At 72.0% G+C, this 16,715-nt stretch carries 12 protein-coding genes; 3 read left to right on the plus strand and 9 right to left on the minus strand.

Features of this window, described 5'->3' with window-relative positions:
• Positions 1–6: 6 nt before the first annotated feature.
• Together ACFY6S_RS15375 and ACFY6S_RS15380 are read right to left on the minus strand one after the other, a co-directional pair.
• Positions 7–1,692, minus strand: coding sequence for an alpha/beta hydrolase (locus tag ACFY6S_RS15375; protein ID WP_388816308.1), 1,686 nt, complete (start codon positions 1,690–1,692; stop codon positions 7–9).
• A 297-nt stretch (positions 1,693–1,989) separates the two neighbouring features.
• Positions 1,990–3,210, minus strand: a complete 1,221-nt coding sequence (locus tag ACFY6S_RS15380; RefSeq protein ID WP_388816311.1) for a serine hydrolase domain-containing protein — start codon at positions 3,208–3,210, stop codon at positions 1,990–1,992.
• Between the two features lie 195 nt (positions 3,211–3,405).
• On the opposite strand from ACFY6S_RS15380, the gene ACFY6S_RS15385 reads away from it, so the two are divergent.
• The gene (locus ACFY6S_RS15385) at positions 3,406–4,767 is read left to right on the plus strand and encodes a M14 family metallopeptidase (protein ID WP_388816313.1); all 1,362 of its coding nucleotides are present in this window, start codon (positions 3,406–3,408) and stop codon (positions 4,765–4,767) included.
• Positions 4,768–4,868: 101 nt separating this feature from the next.
• Here ACFY6S_RS15385 and ACFY6S_RS15390 read toward each other — a convergent pair whose 3' ends face one another.
• From ACFY6S_RS15390 to ACFY6S_RS15400, 3 genes are read right to left on the minus strand one after another with little or no spacing between them, the layout of a single operon-like run.
• Positions 4,869–5,678 carry an energy-coupling factor ABC transporter ATP-binding protein gene (locus ACFY6S_RS15390; protein ID WP_388816316.1) on the minus strand — a complete coding sequence of 270 codons (810 nt, stop codon included), beginning with the start codon at positions 5,676–5,678 and terminating at the stop codon, positions 4,869–4,871.
• Positions 5,675–6,436, minus strand: a complete 762-nt coding sequence (gene cbiQ / locus ACFY6S_RS15395) for a cobalt ECF transporter T component CbiQ (RefSeq protein WP_388816319.1) — start codon at positions 6,434–6,436, stop codon at positions 5,675–5,677. Before cbiQ ends, ACFY6S_RS15390 begins: the two co-directional genes overlap by 4 nt.
• A 1-nt stretch (position 6,437) precedes the next feature.
• Positions 6,438–7,502, minus strand: coding sequence for an energy-coupling factor ABC transporter permease (locus ACFY6S_RS15400; protein ID WP_388816322.1), 1,065 nt, complete (start codon positions 7,500–7,502; stop codon positions 6,438–6,440).
• 236 nt (positions 7,503–7,738) lie between these two features.
• Here ACFY6S_RS15400 and ACFY6S_RS15405 point away from each other — a divergent pair, with 236 nt between their 5' ends.
• Positions 7,739–8,230 carry an SsgA family sporulation/cell division regulator gene (locus ACFY6S_RS15405; RefSeq protein ID WP_388816325.1) on the plus strand — a complete coding sequence of 164 codons (492 nt, stop codon included), beginning with the start codon at positions 7,739–7,741 and terminating at the stop codon, positions 8,228–8,230.
• 172 nt (positions 8,231–8,402) lie between these two features.
• Here the strand turns inward: ACFY6S_RS15405 and ACFY6S_RS15410 are convergent, their stop codons facing one another.
• Both ACFY6S_RS15410 and ACFY6S_RS15415 read right to left on the minus strand, forming a co-directional pair.
• Positions 8,403–10,661 (minus strand): MMPL family transporter, encoded by a 2,259-nt coding sequence (locus ACFY6S_RS15410; protein WP_388816328.1) that lies wholly within the window; start codon positions 10,659–10,661, stop codon positions 8,403–8,405.
• Between the two features lie 166 nt (positions 10,662–10,827).
• A complete protein-coding gene (locus ACFY6S_RS15415; protein ID WP_388816330.1) occupies positions 10,828–11,400 on the minus strand; it encodes a TetR/AcrR family transcriptional regulator in 573 nt (190 codons plus the stop codon).
• A gap of 251 nt (positions 11,401–11,651) precedes the next feature.
• On the opposite strand from ACFY6S_RS15415, the gene ACFY6S_RS15420 reads away from it, so the two are divergent.
• On the plus strand, positions 11,652–15,107 hold the full coding sequence (locus ACFY6S_RS15420; RefSeq protein ID WP_388816333.1) for a S41 family peptidase: 3,456 nt from the start codon (positions 11,652–11,654) through the stop codon (positions 15,105–15,107).
• Here ACFY6S_RS15420 and ACFY6S_RS15425 read toward each other — a convergent pair.
• A complete protein-coding gene (locus tag ACFY6S_RS15425; RefSeq protein ID WP_388816335.1) occupies positions 15,044–16,081 on the minus strand; it encodes a helix-turn-helix domain-containing protein in 1,038 nt (345 codons plus the stop codon). The genes ACFY6S_RS15420 and ACFY6S_RS15425 overlap by 64 nt on opposite strands.
• Positions 16,082–16,445: 364 nt before the next feature.
• On the minus strand, positions 16,446–16,625 hold the full coding sequence (locus ACFY6S_RS15430; protein WP_388816338.1) for a hypothetical protein: 180 nt from the start codon (positions 16,623–16,625) through the stop codon (positions 16,446–16,448).
• Positions 16,626–16,715 lie beyond the last annotated feature (90 nt).

The following is a 16,715-nucleotide window of genomic DNA, read 5'->3' on the forward strand; positions in this document are numbered from 1 at the left end:
GAACGGTCAGAAACGGTCCGGGGAGCGCTGCGGGAGCGGGGTGCCGGGAAGCACGTCCCGCTTCTGGTTCTTCCGGGCCTCGGCGTTCGACTCCGCCGTCGCCTCGCAGGTCACGTCCTTCGCCGGCAGCTTGCCCGTGGTCAGATAGGCCGTCACCTCGCCGTCCGTGCACGCGTTTCCGCTCGGGTAGACGCCGTGGCCCTCGCCGCCGAGGACCGTCAGCATCCGCGACCCCTTCAGGTCGGCGTGCAGGGCCTGACCGCTCTGCAACGGGGTCTGGGGGTCCCACTCGTTCTGCACGATCAGCGAGCGGACCTTGTTGTTCACGACGGTGGCCGGTTCGACGGACTTCCCCCAGAACGCGCAGGGCTTGACGCTGGAAGCGAAGTCGCCGAACAGCGGATAGCGGCCCTTGTCCTCGATGGCGTCCCGCCGGTAGCTCTCCGGGTCGTGGGACCAGGCGGCCGAGTTGTCGTTGCAGACCACGTTCCAGAAGCTCGCGCTGCTGTTGTCGTCCGGTTCCTCGGAACCGTCCGGTGTCTCGGAGCGGTCCGGTGCCTCGGAGCCGTCCGGTGCCTCGGAGCCGTCGGCCGGGCGGGCCGTTCCGGCGGGCGCGGGAAGCTTCTTCGCGGAGGCGGGCTCCCCGGCGGCGGCCTTCTTCAGCTCCACGACCGCCTCGGTGGCGAACTCCGGGGTGAAGACCGCGCCGCGCATACCGCTGCGGATGTCGTCACCGGTGGTCGGCTGCCCGTCGATCTCGATGGGCTTCTCGTCGGCCTGCGCGACCAGGTCCCAGAGGGTCTGCCCGACCTCCTTCGGGGTGTCGCCGAGGCCGTACTTCTCCGAGCGTTCGGCGGCCCACTCGGTCCACCGGTCGAACGCGGGCTCGGCGCCCTCCGCCCACCACTGGATCATCCCCCGCCAGGCGCGCGCCGGATCGACGGCGCTGTCCAGCACGAACCGGTCGGCCCGGGCCGGGAAGAGCTGGGTGTAGACGGCGCCCAGGTAGGTGCCGTACGAGTAACCCAGGTACGAGATCTTCTTCTCGCCGAGGATCGCCCGCAGCAGATCCATGTCGCGCGCGGTGTTGCGCGTGGTGATGTGCGGGAGTGTGTCGCCCGTCTTCTCCCGGCACTTGTCGGCGACGTCACGCGCCCAGGCGACGTCCTTGTCGAACGTCTCCTCCTTGTACGGCCGCAGCCAGTCCTGCTCCTCCGGCTCCAGACCGCAGGAGACCGGGCTGCTCCGTCCCACACCGCGCGGGTCGAAGCCGATGAGGTCGTACTTCTGCCGCACGGACTCGGGGAGCCTCTCCCCCAGGCTCAGCGGCATGTAGCGCCCCGGCCCGCCGGGGCCGCCGGGGTTGGAGAACAGGACACCGTGCCGCTTGTCGGGCGCGGTGCTCCTGATCCGGGATATCGCCAGGTCCAGCTGTTCGCCCCCGGGCGCCCGGTAGTCGAGCGGGACCTTGATCGTGGCGCACTGGAACTCCGCCGGGGCGTCGGCGTCGCACCGCTTCCACTTCGGCTTCTGCTTCACATACCGGTCCAGCGCGCCCTTGGCTGCGGAGGTGGAGGCGGCGGCCGGAGCGGCGGTGGCCTGGGCTGCGCCGGCCGTCGACATGGTGAGGGCGGGGGCCAGCGTCGCCGTGACGCTGACAGCCAGCAGGGGCGCGAGACGTCGTCTACGCACGTAATCGTTCCTTCCGGTCGCGTGTTCGGACAGGAACGATCATTCAGTCGGCGTGCCTCGGAGAACATCGGCCGCGCGGCCCCAACTCCCGTACCCCTTTGGAGTGATGTGACCCTCGCGCGTGGTCCCTGAGGTGTAGGGGGCGGGGTCGGGAGGCGCCCCGTACGTGCCGCGCGTCGGCCGCTGGGCGCGGCCGTGCCGGCGGGCGCGGCCGTGCCCGGCCCCGCGCGCACGCCGGATTCCTCCCTCGAACAGCGGGGCGTCCGGTGTGCGCGCGGGGGCGCGGTTGACCGCGCGTCAGCCGGCCTCGCCCGGCGACGAGGTCGCCGCCTTCACCGCCCGTACCAGCGCCTGGGCGCGCGGGTCGGCCGTCACGCCCTTGCGCATCCCGTTCGTCACGTATCCCAGCGCGATCCCCGACTCGGGGTCGGCGAAGCCGAGCGAGCCGCCGCGCCCCGGATGCCCGAAGGAGCCGGGCCCGAGCAGCGGCGCCGCCGGGCCGTGCAGCATGAAGCCGAGCCCGAAACGGGTGTTGACGACCAGGACGCGGTCGGGGCCCGCCGACTCCTCCGTACGGGCCAGGGTCAGCGTCGCGGGTGCGAAGAGGCGGTGGCCGTCGACCGGGCCGATCATCGCCGCGTAGCAGCGGGCCAGCGCGCGGGCGGTCGAGATGCCGCCGGAGGCCGGGAGTTCGGCGGCGCGGTAGGCCGGGTCGTTCTCGTCCGGCAGCGGTTCGATGACCGCGAAGGCCCGCCGCGTCAGCGATCCGGGGTCCCCGTACGCCGCCGAGACGGAGCGCTTGGGCCGCAGCCTGAGCGCGCCCCCGACCGCCGTGGGCTCCTCCACCGGGCCGATCCTGCCCACCCGGTGGGCCTCCTCGTCGGGCAGCCCGACCCAGAAGTCGAGGCCCAGCGGACGCGCGATCTCCTCGGCGATCCACCGGCCCACGGACCGGCCCGTGACCCGCCTGACCAGCTCGGACATCAGCCAGCTGTAGGTGTGCGCGTGGTAGCCGTGGTCGGTGCCCGGCTCCCACACGGGACTCTGCGCGGCCAGGGCTGCCGCGCCGGACTCGCCGTCGAGCGCCTGTGCCGGGGTGAGCGGCCGGTCCAGTACGGGCACACCCGCGCGGTGCGACAGCACATGGCGTACGAGGACCCGCTCCTTGCCGGCGGCCTTGAACTCGGGCCAGTAGGTGCCGACCGGGGCGTCCAGGTCGATCTGGCCGCGCTGGTGCAGCAGCAGCGGTACGGCGGCGGCGATGCCCTTGGTGGCGGACCGGACGACCTGCGCCGTGTCCAGCGCCCAGGGCGCCGCGTCCCCGCCCGGCGCGCCCTCGCCGGAGGCGTTCCCGGCCGGTGGGGCGACGTCACGGGTGCCTGCCCAGAGGTCCACCACCTTGTGGCCGTCCCGGTAGACGGCGACCGCCGCGCCCTGTTCGCCCAGCCGGTCGAAGTTCCGTACGAAAGCGTCCCTGACCGGCTCGAAGCCCGCCTCAACCGTGCCCTGGACGTCCACGCCCGCGCTCCTGCCGTCGTCCCGACCCGCCCCGGCGGCGCGGCCCCCTCTATGGTGCAGCATCCCCGCCGGCCGCCCGGACCCTCCCGGACCTTCCCTGCCCCTTCCGGACCGGCCCGGCCGAATCCATGCTCTTGACCGGAACATGCCACGCCCGCACGATGACCCCTCCACTCCACACCCCCTGGAGGCTTCATGCGTAAGCGATTACGCGGAATCGGCGGCCCCGGCCGCGGCCGGCCGGCGACCCTGGCCGCCGCACTGCTCCTGACTCTCGGACTCGCCGCCACCGCCACGGCCACCACCGCCTCGGCCGGCCCCCGGCCGCCCGCCACCAGCGGCACGGCCGCGGGCGGGCAGGACACCCGGCAGTACGAGATCCAGCTGCACTCCACGTCCGCGACGCGCACCGCGCTCGCCAGGACCGGGGTGAGCATCGACGAGTTCGACGACGAGCGCGTCGTCGTCTCCGCCGGCCCCGGGCAGCTGGCCGGGGTGCGCGCGCTCGGCTACGAGCCGACAGCCCTGGACGCGGTCCCCGACCGCACCGGAGGCGGCGCGGTCACCCCGTACGACTTCCCGCCGGCCGACTCGGCGTATCACAACTACGCCGAGATGACGGCCGAGATCGGGTCGGTCATCGCGGCCCATCCGTCCCTCGCGAGCCAGCGCGTCATCGGCACCTCGTACCAGGGCAGGAACATCGTCGCCATCAAGGTCAGCCGCAATGTGGCGGTCGACGAGAACGAGCCCGAGATCCTCTTCACCCACCATCAGCACGCGCGCGAGCACCTCACCGTGGAGATGGCGCTGTACCTGCTCAAGGAGCTGACCTCCGGCTACGGCACGGACTCCAGGATCACCACGCTGCTCGACACCCGGGAGATCTGGATCATCCCGGACCTCAACCCGGACGGCGGCGAGTACGACATCGCCACCGGCTCGTACCGCAGCTGGCGCAAGAACCGTCAGCCCAACTCCGGCTCCACCGCCGTCGGCACGGACCTCAATCGCAACTGGGCCTACCGCTGGGGCTGCTGCGGCGGCTCCTCCGGCAGCGCCTCCTCGGAGACCTACCGGGGCAGCGCCGCCGAGTCCGCGCCCGAGGTGAAGGTCGTGGCGGACTTCGTGCGCGGCCGGGTCGTGGGCGGCACCCAGCAGATCAAGGCCGCGATCGACTTCCACACCTACAGCGAACTGGTGCTCTGGCCGTTCGGCTACACCACCGCCGACACCACCACCGGCATGACCGCCGACGACCGCAACGCCTTCGCGACGGTCGGCCAGAAGATGGCCGCGAGCAACGGCTACACGCCCGAGCAGTCCAGCGACCTCTACATCACGGACGGTTCGATCGACGACTGGCTGTGGGGGCAGCACAAGATCTTCGCCTACACCTTCGAGATGTACCCGAGGACGAGTTCGTCCGGCGGCTTCTATCCGCCCGCCTCGGTCATCAACCGCGAGACGAGCAGGAACCGCGACGCGGTCCTGCAACTGCTGGAGAACGCGGATTGCATGTACCGCTCCATAGGCAAACAAGCGCAGTACTGCTGACCCCCACACCCCGGCCCCGACGCGCGACACACCGCCGGGGCCGGGGTGCGCGGGGTGGGGCGTGCCGGGCGCTGTCGGGTCCGGGGCGTACGGCCGCGCGCTCAGGCGGCCGGCCCGGTGGGGGTGGTGCTGCGCGCCCGGTCGACGGCCGCCGGGTCGAAGCCGAAGGGCAGCTCCAGGCGGTGGGCCCCCATCAGCTCCGCGTCGCCCAGCAGCCGCCCGGTGGGGCCGTCCGCCACGATGACTCCTTCGCTGAGGATCACGGCGCGCGGGCAGAGTTCGAGCGCGTACGGCAGGTCGTGCGTGACCATCAGTACGGTGATGTCCAACGACCGCAGGATGTCGGCGAGTTCGCGTCGCGAGGCCGGGTCCAGGTTGGACGACGGCTCGTCCAGGACGAGGATCTCCGGCTCCATCGCGAGGACGGTCGCCACCGCGACCCTGCGCCGCTGGCCGAAGGAGAGGTGGTGCGGTGGACGGTCCGCGTACTCCGCCATGCCGACCCGCTTCAGCGCGGTGGCGACCCGCGTCTCCAGTTCCGCGCCGCGCAGCCCGGCGGCGGCCGGGCCGAAGGCGACGTCCTCCCGTACGGTCGGCATGAACAGCTGGTCGTCCGGGTCCTGGAAGACGATGCCGACGCGGCGCCTGATCTCCGCCAGGTTCCGCTTCGCGACCGGCAGCCCGGCGACGGCGACCGTACCGGCGCCGGCGGTGAGGATGCCGTTGAGGTGCAGGACGAGTGTGGTCTTGCCGGCGCCGTTGGGGCCGAGCAGCGCCACCCGCTCGCCCCGGCCGACGGTCAGGTCGACGCCGAACAGGGCCTGGTGGCCGTCGGGGTAGGCGTACGCGAGCCCGCGCACCTCCAGCGACGGCGGCAGCGACGGCGACGGCGACGCGGTGGGAGTGGTCATAGCGTCCAGCCAAGCAGACAGATCGCGAGCGCCGATACGGGGAGGGCCGCCGCGTACGCCCACTGTGTCCGGTCCGCCGTCACCTCGTCGATGACCGGCATGGTGCCCGCGTACCCCCGGCTCACCATCGCCAGATGCACCCGCTCGCCGCGCTCGTACGAGCGGATGAACAGCGCGCCCGCCGACTTCGCCAGCACGCCCCAGTGGCGCGGGCCGCTCGCCTCGAAGCCGCGCGAGCGCCGGGCGATCGACATCCGCCGCATCTCGTCGGTGATCACATCGCCGTAGCGGATCATGAAGGAGGCGATCTGGACGAGCAGCGGCGGCAGCCGCAGCCGCTGGAGGCCGAGCAGCAGGGCGCGTAGCTCGGTGGTGGAGGCGAGGATCACGGAGGCGGCCACGCCCAGCGTCCCCTTGGCCAGGACGTTCCAGGCGCCCCACAGTCCGGGGACGCTGAGCGACAGGCCGAGGAACATCACCTGCTCGCCGGGGACGACGAACGGCATCAGGACGGCGAAGGCCACGAAGGGGATCTCGATCAGCAGCCGCCGCAGCAGGAACCCGGCCGGGACGCGGGCCGCGGCGGCGACCGCCGCGAGCAGCACGGCGTACAGCGCGAAGGACCCGACCGCCTCGCGCGGGGTGGAGACCACCACGACGACGAAGCAGAAGACGGCGGCGAGCTTGCAGTGCGGGGGCAGCGCGTGGACCGGCGAGTGGCCGTGCCGGTAGAGCTTGTGGGCGTGGCCCGCGCCCATGTCAGACGCTTCCGGCGGGGATCCGGCCGGCCTCCTGGGTGCCACGCCTGCGGCGTACCGCCCAGAAGACCCCGCTGCCGACGGCGACGGTGACGCCGACACCGATCACGCCCGCGAGACCGCCGGAGATCCGGCCGTCGGCGATGTCCTTGACGCCGTAGCCGGCGAGCGGGGAGTCGTCGGTGTGGTGCGGCTCGGTCTTCTTGTCGATGCCCTGGTCGGCGGCGACCTTCTCCAGGCCGTCGGGGCTGGCCGAGGCGTAGAAGGAGACGAACCCGGCCAGCACCAGCGCGGTGACCAGACCGGTGGCCCAGAACGCGCGGGTGGAGCGCGCGGCCACCGGGGCGGCGGGCGCGGGCGCGGCGGGCTCGGGCGCCGCGTCGACCAGCTCCCCGCCCACCCGCAGCTTGAGCGGCGCGGTCAGCCCGCGCGCCCCGTACACCAGGTCGGGGCGTACGGCGAGGACGGCGCCGACGGTCAGCGCCGTGATCACGGCCTCGCCGACGCCGATCAGCACATGGACGCCGAGCATCGCGGCCAGCACCTTGCCGATCGGGATGTCCGTGGTCCCGCCGAGCGCGTACATCGCGGTGAAGGCGAGCGCGGCGGCCGGCACGGAGACCAGCGCGGCCACGAAGGCGGCGGCGGTGACCGAGCGCCGGGTGCGGGGCAGGACCTTCACCAGGCCCCGGAAGAGCGCGTACGCCACGACGGTGGTCACCACGGCCATGTCGGTGATGTTCACCCCGAGCGCGGTGAGCCCGCCGTCCGCGAAGAGGATGCCCTGCATGAGCAGGACGACCGAGATGCACAGGACTCCGGTGTACGGGCCGACGAGGATCGCCGCCAGCGCCCCGCCCAGCAGATGACCGCTCGTCCCGGCGGCCACCGGGAAGTTGAGCATCTGCACGGCGAAGACGAAGGCGGCGACGAGTCCGGCGAGGGGCGCGGTGCGCTCGTCCAGCTCGCGGCGGGCGCCGCGCAGGCTGACGGCGACGGCGCCCGCCGCGACCACACCGGTGGCGACCGAGACGGGGACGTTGATGAATCCGTCGGGCACATGCATGTCGGGGCTCCGCTCCCTGTTACGGCGAGGACCGTGGCTGCGGCGAGGACGTGTGGGCGGGTGAACCGTCTGATGATAGAGCCCTCTTGCGAACTCTTCGCAAGAGCAAGAGACATGCGAATGCCCCGGCAGATGGAGCACAGAGAGGGCACAGGTGGCGAATCTGCACAAAATGACAGATTTTGTAGACTTAAGTCCTAAATATTCAATAAACCGATACGCCGAGGAGCGATTCGATGTCACCCGTCGTCGAACAGCCCGCCAAGGCCCGTCTCATCACCGACGCCCCCCACCCGAGGACCGTCTCCGTGACGCTCCGCTACGACGACGCCGATCCGCCGGCCCTGCGTATCGTGTTCCCGCCCGAGCTGTCACTCGACCGCGAGCAGGGCGAGGTGGTCTGGACCTTCGCCCGCGATCTCCTCGCGTCCGGTCTGCGGCAGCCCTCGGGGGACGGCGACGTCCGGGTGTGGCCCTGCGGCCGGGCCCAGACCGTGATGGAGTTCCACGCGCCCGCCGGCGTCGCTGTGGTGCAGTTCGACTCGGCGCCGCTGCGCCGGTTCCTGGAGAGTTCGTACGCGCTGGTCCCGGCCGGCCAGGAGCGGCTCGGCAGCGAGGTACGGCCCGGCGCCTACGACCGGCCCGGCAGCGAGGAACGGCCCGGCGCCTACGACCGGCCCGGCGCCGAGGTGCAGAGCGAGCCGAGCGGGCTGCTGCACCGGAGCTGAGCCCCTCCCGCCGGACCCGGCACGGACACGGCACGGACACGCGGCCCGGTCCACACCCCCCACCGAGGTGTGCGACCGGGCCGCGTGTTCCGCTCCGGCCCCCGTCCCCACGGCGCCGGCGCGTTCCGGGGCCGCGCACCGCTCACGCGCCGGCCCCGGAGTCATGGGTGGGTCAGACGCGCACCAGCTCGCGGTCGGTGCCCGGTCCCCCGTCGGGGCCGTTGCCACCGTCGGAGGAGCCGGCCAGCGTCTTCTGGAGCGCCTCGCCCTCCACGTCCACGTTGGGCAGCAGCCGGTCGAGCCAGCGCGGCAGCCACCAGGCCCGCTTCCCGAGCAGCGCGAGCACGGCGGGCACGATGGCCATCCGGACCACGAAGGCGTCGAAGAAGACGGCGATGGCGAGACCGAAGCCGATCATCTTGATCATCGATTCGCTGGAGCCGATGAAGCCCGCGAAGACGGCGATCATGATGACGGCGGCTGCGGCGACCACCCGCGCGCCGTGCCGGAAGCCGGTGACGACCGCCTCGCCCGGCCGCTCCCCATGGACGTACGCCTCACGCATCCGGGTGACGAGGAAGACCTCGTAGTCCATCGCGAGACCGAAGACCACGCCCACCATGAAGATCGGCATCATCGACATGATGGGACCGGTCTGCTCGACCCCGAACAGGCTCCCGAGCCAGCCCCACTGGAAGACCGCGACGACGGCGCCGAGCGCGGCGACCACGGAGAGCAGGAAGCCGAGCGCGGCCTTGAGGGGCACCAGCACCGAGCGGAAGACGAGCATCAGCAGCAGGAACGCGAGGCCGACGACGAGCGCGAGGTACGGGACGAGCGCGTCGTTCATCTTCTCCGAGAAGTCGATGTTCATCGCGGTGGCGCCGGTGACCAGGACATCGGCGCCGTCGTCCGACTTCACCGTGGCCCCGGTGTCACGGATGGAGTGGACCAGGTCCTCGGTCTTGATGGAGGAGGGGCGGTCCTTGGGAATGACCGTGATGGTCGCGGTGTCGCCCGCCTTGTTGAGGGCGGGCGGGGTGACCACCGCCGCGTCGTCCATCTTCTTGATGCTGTCGGAGACCTTGGTGGCCGCCGCCTTGGCGTTGTTCTCGGCCTTGCCGTCGACCACCACCATCAGCGGCCCGTTGAAGCCGGGGCCGAAGCCGTCGGAGAGCAGGTCGTACGCCTTGCGCTGGGTGGTGCTGGTCGGCTGGGAGCCGTCGTCGGGCAGGCCCAGCTCCAGCGAGGCGGCCGGGACGGCGATGACGCCGAGCCCCACGACGGCCGTGAGCAGGACGGTGACCGGCTTGCGCAGGACGAAGCGCGCCCAGCGGGTACCCATGTTGGGCTTCTCCTCGCCCTGTTCCTCGCCCCCGGCCGTACGGGCGGCCTTGTCGTCCATCGCCGTGCGCTGCTTGCGTCCGTGCACCCGCTTGCCGGCGAAGCCGAGCAGGGCGGGGATGAGGGTGAGCGCGATGAGGACGGCGATCACGACCGTACCGGCGGCGGCGAAGCCCATCTTGGTGAGCATCGGGATGTTGACGACGGCGAGGCCGACGAGCGCGATCACGACGGTGAGCCCGGCGAAGACCACGGCGGAGCCCGCCGTGCCGACGGCCCGTCCGGCCGCTTCCTCGCGGTCCCGGCCCTCGGACAGCTCGTTGCGGTAGCGGGAGACGATGAACAGCGCGTAGTCGATCCCGACCGCGAGGCCGATCATCATCGCGAGGGTGGAGGTGGTCGAGCCGAGGTCCAGCACGTTGGCGAGCGCGGTGATCGTGGAGATACCGACGCCGACGCCGATGAGGGCGGTCAGCAGCGGCAGTCCGGCCGCGATCAGCGAGCCGAAGGTGATCACGAGCACGACGGCCGCGATCGCCACCCCGATGATCTCGGTGGCCCCGGTCTCCGGCATGGCCTGGAGCGCGTCACCGCCGATCTCCACCGTCAGCCCCTGGTCCCGGGCGTCGGTGCCGGCCTCTTCGAGCGCGGTGCGGGTCTCCTCCGTCAGCTCCATCGAGCTGACCTTGTACGAGACCTGGATGTACGCCGTCGCACCGTCCTGCGAGAGGCCGTTCGCGGTGTAGGGGTCGGTCACCGAGGCGACCTGCTTCGAGCCGTCCGTCAGCTCCTTGACGATCGTGCCGACCTCGGCCTTGTGGCCCGCGTCGGACATCTTCTCGCCGTCGGGAGCCTTGAAGACGACCCGGGCGGTCGCGCCGTCGGCGCTGGCTCCGGGGAAGCGCTGTTCCAGCAGGTCGAATGCTTTCTGCGCCTCCGTCCCCGGTATGGAGAACGAACTGGAGGTGGCGGTGGACGCGGAGGCGGCGCCGACACCGGCGAGCGCCAGCAGCGCCACCCACACCAGGGCGACATAGTGGCGGCGCCGGAAGGCGAGCCGGCCGAGCTTGTAGAGGAACGTGGCCACGAGGGCGTACTCCCGGGTCTAAGGGACGAACAGGGCATGGGGAGCCGGCCCGACGGCAGAGCGGTACGCGTCAGGTGCTGCGGGTGCTGCGGATGCTGCGGGTACTCATGCGGGTACCAGGGGATACCAGCGGGTACTGACGGGTGTCGCGGAAGAAACGCGGAACTCAGACGCCGAGGGCGGGGAAGACGACGGCGTCGATGTAATGACCGAGGAACGCCTGGTCAGGCGGCAGATCCTCGATCAGCTGCCGGGCGGCGAAGGCGCCGACCAGCATGTGGGTGACATATTTCAGCGCGGGACTGTCCGCGGGGATCTCCCCGCGGTCCACGGCTCGCCGGAGCATCGCCTGGAGCCCGTTGACCTCGGGCTCGACGAGCAGTTCCCGCAGCGCCTGGTACAGATCGGGATTGTTGTGCACGGCGTGGAACAGACCCCGCATCAGCGCGGCGTCCTTCTCCACCTGGCAGTCGTCGACGTGCGTCACCATCGCGAGGAAGTCCCCGCGCAGCGAGCCGGTGTCGATCTGGTCCGCGTGCAGCGGCTTGTTGCTCCGCATCGCCCGGACGACCAGCTCCGCCTTGCTCCCCCACTGGCGGTAGAGGGTGGCCTTGCTGGAGTGGGTACGGGCGGCGACGGCGTCCATGGTGAGGGCGTCGTAACCGACCTCGCGCAACAGGTCGAGCACAGCGGCGTACAGCTCGGCCTCGCGCTCGGGCGTGAGTCTGCTGCGTGCCATGGCCGGCCTTCCCTGATCTGGACCCGATCCGGACCCGATCCGGACCTGATCCGGACCCTGATCGGAATTTTGTTCCGAGCCCTGGTCCGCAATCCGATCCGAACGAAACGGTTTCGTACAGTACGAAGATAACCCCGCCGCCGAACGAAACGAAACCGTTTCGCTTGTGGTCTGCGCCACAGAGCCCGGCACCGGCCCGAAGGAGTCCTTCCCGGAGGCGGGACGCGCCCGACAAGTGCAGCATGGGGGAGGTGAGTGACGAGACCGCGTACCTCCGCTTCCCGCACCTGCACGACGACACCCTGTGCTTCGTCGCCGAGGACGACCTCTGGATCGCTCCCCTCCCCCCGGCCGGGCAGCGGCCCGGGCGGGCCTGGCGGGTGACCGTGGACCGGACCAGGATCGGCCACCCCCGTTTCTCGCCCGACGGCCGCCACATCGCCTACACGACCTGGCGCAGCCTCGATCCGGAGGTCCACCTCGCCCCGGTGGCGGGCGGACCCTCCCGGCGGCTGACCTACTGGGGCGCCACCGACGCCCGGGTCTGCGGCTGGACCCCGCCCGACAAGGACGGCGAGGCGCAGGTACTCGCCGTCTCCTCGCACGGCCAGCCCTTCTCGTACTTCGCCTGGGCGTACAGCGTGCCCACCGACGGGTCGCCCGGCGGCGCGCTGCCCTGGGGCCCGGTGTCCGACATCGCCGTCGCCGACCTCGGCGGGGAGCGCCGTACGCTGCTGCTCACGGGGAAGCCGCCGCACGAGCCCGCCGCCTGGAAGCGGTACCGGGGCGGGGCGACCGGCCGGCTCTGGCTGCACGGGGAGCGGCTACTCGCGGATCTCGGCGGCCATCTGGACTCCCCGATGTTCGTGGCCGGGCGCATCGCCTTCCTCTCCGACCACGAGGGCGTCGGCAACCTCTACTCCTGTCTGCCCGACGGGACCGATCTGCGCCGTCACACCGACCACGACGCCTTCTACGCCCGCCACGCCTCGTCCGACGGGCGGCGAGTGGTCTACCAGTGCGCGGGCGACCTCTGGCTGGTGGACGCGCTGACGCCGGACTCGGTACCGCGCAGGCTCGACGTACGCCTCGGCGGGCCGCGCCCGGGGCGGCGCGGCTACCAGGTCCCGGCGAGCCGCCACATCGACGGAATCTCCGTGGACCTGACGGGCCGGGCGAGCGCCGTCTCCGTACGCGGCAGCCTGTACTGGCTCACCCACCGCGACGGCCCGGCCCGCACCATCGCGGACACGCCGGGCGTACGCGTCAGGAACCCGGTGATGCTCGGCAGCGGCGGCCAGGTCGCCTACGTGACGGACGCGGACGGCGAGGACGCCGTCGAGATCGCGTATCTGCCCCGGGCGAGCGGCGACCGGCAGCCGCGACGCCTCGCCTCCGGGCTGCTGGGCCGCGTCCTGGAGATGGTCGCCGACCCGGACGGGGAACGGATCGCGATCGCCTCGCACGACGGGAGGCTGCTGTTGGTGGATGTGGCGGACGAGACGGAGGAGGCTGACGAGACCGCCGACACCGACACCGACACGGGCACGAAAGCGGCCACCGGCACCGGCACCGGCACGAAAATCACCCCGGACACCACCCCGGACCCGGCGGACACCACCCCGGACACCACCCCGGACCCGGCGGACACCACGCCCCCCACCCCCGTCACCGAACTCATCCGCTCCCTCAACGGCCCCGTCACCGACCTCGCCTTCTCCCCCGACGGCGGCTGGCTCACCTGGTCGCACCCCGGCATCGGCCGCTCGCTGCGCCAGATCAAGCTCGCCAAGATCTCCGGCAGCTTCGCCCGTACCGTCGTCGACGTCACCAACGGCCGCTTCGAGGACGAGAACCCGGTCTTCACCAGCGACGGCCGCTATCTCGCCTTCCTCTCCTGGCGCGGCTTCGACCCGGTGTACGACGTGCACACCGGCGATCTCTCCTTCCCGCTCGGCTGCCGCCCCTATCTCGTCCCCCTGTCCTCCGCGACCCCCTCCCCCTTCGCGCTCTCCCCGGACGGCCGGCCGGCGGCGGGCGGGCTCGATCCCGCGCTGAGCGACTCGGGCGACGGCACGGTCACGGTCGAGGTCGAGGGCCTCGCCGACCGGGTCACGCCCTTCCCCGTCACCGCGTCCAAGTACTCGGCCCTGCGCCCGGTCGCCGGCGGCGGGCTGGTCTGGCTGCGCTGGCCGATCTCGGGGGCGCTCGGCGAGACGTTCGCCAACCCGGCGGACATGTCGGGGCGGCCGACCCTCGAACACTTCGACATCGCCAAGGCGCGCAGGAGCGAACTCGTCTCCCATCTGGACTGGTTCGCGACGAGCGGCGACGGCAGCAGGCTGGTGGTCGTGGGGGACGGCGAGCTGCGTGCCGTACCCGCCACCGAGCCGGGCGACCTCGACACGACCGTCTTCCTCGATCCCCGGCGCATCCTGCACGACGTCGACCCGGCGGCGGAGTGGCGCCAGGCGTACGCGGAGGCGGGGCGGGTCATCCGGGCTTTCTTCTGGGAGCCGGAGATGTGCGGCATCGACTGGGACGGTGTCCTCGACCAGTACCGGCCACTGCTCGAACGGGTCTCCTCCCCCGACGAGTTCGCCGATCTGCTGCGCGAGGTGATGGGCGAGCTGGGCACCTCCCACGCGTACGTCACCCCGGCCAGACGCAACGAGGGGCCGCCGCACTACCAGCGCGCGATGGGCCTGCTCGGCGCCAACCTCGTGTGCAGGGACGGGGATTGGACGGTCAAGCGCATCCTGCCCGGCGACTCGTCGGACTCCCGGGCGCGCTCACCGCTGGCCGGTACGGGCATCCGCGAGGGCGCGGTGCTCACCCATGTGGACGGGCGCCCGGTGGACCCGGTGACCGGCCCGTACCCGCTGCTCTCCGCCGCCGGCGGCACCACGGTCGAGCTGACGTTCCGGCCCGCGGCGCGCGAGGGCCGCGAGAGCCGGGACGACCGGCACCGGCGGGTCGCGGTCGTGCCGCTGATCGACGAACGGCCGCTGCGCTACCAGGACTGGGTGGCCAAACGCCGGGAGGCCGTACGGGAGATCAGCGGCGGCCGGTGCGGCTACCTCCACATCCCCGACATGGGCGGCTCCGGCTGGGCGCAGTTCAACCGGGACCTGCGCCTTGAGGTCTCGCGCCCGGCGCTGATCGTGGACGTACGGGGCAACGCGGGCGGCCACATCAGCGAGCTGGTGGTGGAGAAGCTCAGCCGCCGTATCGTCGGCTGGGACCTGACCCGCGACGCCCAGCCCGTCTCGTACGCCTCCAACGCCCCGCGCGGCCCGGTGGTCGCGCTGGCCGACGAGGCGACCGCCTCCGACGGCGACATGATCACGGCGGCGTTCAAACTGCTGAACCTGGGGCCCGTGGTCGGGCAGCGCACCTGGGGCGGGGTGGTCGGCATGACGGGGCGCCACCGGCTGGTGGACGGCACGGTGATCACCGTGCCGATGAACGCGGCCTGGTTCGACGCGTACGGCTGGTCCATCGAGAACCGGGGCGTGGCGCCGGACGTCGAGGCCCTGCGCACCCCCCTGGACTGGGCGGAGGGGCGGCACGCGCAGCTCGACGACGCGGTGTGGATGGCTCTCGACCTGCTGGCCGGACACCCGGCCAGCATCCCGCCGGGCTACGGCGCGGTCCCGGACCTGCGGCGCCCCCCGCTCCCCCCGCGCAGCAACGTACGGAGGTGAGAGACCCGCACACCGGCGCCCCCGTGGGCCACACCCCCGTCCTCACCGACCGGGGCCCCGGCGTCTTCGCCGGGGCTCGCGCAGCTCCCGCAGAGGCCCGGTTCCACGGCGCGGAAGGCGCGTTCGCACCGCTCGCAGTTCTGGATCGGGTCCAGCCGGGGCGGCGCCTCCCGCTCCGGCAATGGCGGCGGCAGCGACGCGGCGAGCCGATGGCCGATGAGGCCCGCCGGGTGACGCAGGGGGTCGGCCGGAAGGCCGTCGGCGAGGGCGCGCTGTACGGCCACGGGCTCGACCCCACGCTCCAGCCAGGCGCAGACGGCCGGGGCGAGGCGCCGGATCGCCTGCTCGGAGAGCAACAGCCGGGGGTCGTACGAGCGGAGCCCGGCGAGGAGTTCGGAGGCGGCGCGGTGGCGGGTCGGATCGGAGGGCTCGGGATGGCCGGGCCCGGGTAGGACGGGAGGCGCCGGGGCGGGCACGGGCACGGGCAGGGGTAGGGGCATGCGCACGGCCGTGACCCCCGCCGGAGGCGTCGGCACCGGCACGGGCTGCCGTGTCGGCACGGGCTGCCGCACCGGCACCGGCTGCCGCGTCGGCACCGGCGGTGTGAGGCCCGGCGGCATGTCGTACACGACGGTCCGCGTCACCCATCGGTTGCCGGCGGTGCGTTCCCTCGTACGGCTGAGATACCCGTACGACTCCAGCTCCCGCAGCGCGCGGGCGACGGTCACCTCGCCCTCCGGGAACCGCCGGACGAGGTCCTTGATGCCGATCTTGGCGCCCTCGGGAAGCGACTGGATGTGGAGGCCCAACCCGATGGCCACCAGCGACAGTTCGCGGTGCTGGGCGAGGTGATTACCGACGACGGTGAAGCGCTCGGTGTGCCGGTGCCGTACGCGGATGACGCCACTCGGACGAACACTCGACGAAACGCCGGAGCAAGGGCGCGCGGGCGCGTTAAGCTGCTCAACAGCCATGGGGAAGGGCTTTCTTCCTCGTTGGTCAGGTCTCCGGACCCGGGTTGCCGCCCGGCCGGAGGCCATTCACGTATGTGGAGTTGTTTCGGCACAGAGCGTAACCCCACCCACCACCCCCGCCCGACCGGATGTCGGTGTCTTCACCCGTCCGAGTGAGTGAACGCGAGGGGGGACCGGGTGAGTTGGGGAAGGTTGTTTCCAACTGCCTTTCAAAAGCCTTGAAGCCCTTCACCTCGCGCGCCCGAGGGTCCTGCCCCGCCGGGTCGCGCATGTCCGCGACCCGGCGGACTCCGTCACCCACGACCTCCGGCGCACCCGGCCGAAGCCGGGTGCGCCTTCCGCCTTCACGCGCGGGACGGGCGTGTCAGTGGTCGAAACGGTCGTCCATCTCGTCGCGCGCCTCCTGCGCCCGGGACGCGGTCCGGTCGCCGCCGTCCTTCATGCGCTCCCCGGCCTGCGACTGGTCCTTGCTCTCGTCCGCCTTCGCCTTCGCCTGGTCGGCGAGTTTCTGTGCCTTTTCCTTGAACTGGTCGGCAATGCCCATGGAATATCAGCTCCTGATTTCTTGGGGGCCCGGAAACCTGTGAGGGTGGGGTTCCGACCAGATTGACACGAGCCGATATTCCACGCATTT

Source organism: Streptomyces sp. NPDC012835, from assembly GCF_042900885.1.
Taxonomy (GTDB): Bacteria; Actinomycetota; Actinomycetes; order Streptomycetales; family Streptomycetaceae; genus Streptomyces.

Bases quoted from the DNA above. Each gene is read 5' to 3' on its own strand.
- ACFY6S_RS15385 (WP_388816313.1), top strand. From the start codon at position 3,406: ATGCGTAAGCGATTACGCGGAATCGGCGGCCCCGGCCGCGGCCGGCCG.
- ACFY6S_RS15390 (WP_388816316.1), bottom strand. From the start codon at position 5,678: ATGACCACTCCCACCGCGTCGCCGTCGCCGTCGCTGCCGCCGTCGCTG.
- cbiQ (WP_388816319.1), bottom strand. From the start codon at position 6,436: ATGGGCGCGGGCCACGCCCACAAGCTCTACCGGCACGGCCACTCGCCG.
- ACFY6S_RS15400 (WP_388816322.1), bottom strand. From the start codon at position 7,502: ATGCATGTGCCCGACGGATTCATCAACGTCCCCGTCTCGGTCGCCACC.
- ACFY6S_RS15405 (WP_388816325.1), top strand. From the start codon at position 7,739: ATGTCACCCGTCGTCGAACAGCCCGCCAAGGCCCGTCTCATCACCGAC.
- ACFY6S_RS15415 (WP_388816330.1), bottom strand. From the start codon at position 11,400: ATGGCACGCAGCAGACTCACGCCCGAGCGCGAGGCCGAGCTGTACGCC.
- ACFY6S_RS15425 (WP_388816335.1), bottom strand. From the start codon at position 16,081: ATGGCTGTTGAGCAGCTTAACGCGCCCGCGCGCCCTTGCTCCGGCGTT.
- ACFY6S_RS15430 (WP_388816338.1), bottom strand. From the start codon at position 16,625: ATGGGCATTGCCGACCAGTTCAAGGAAAAGGCACAGAAACTCGCCGAC.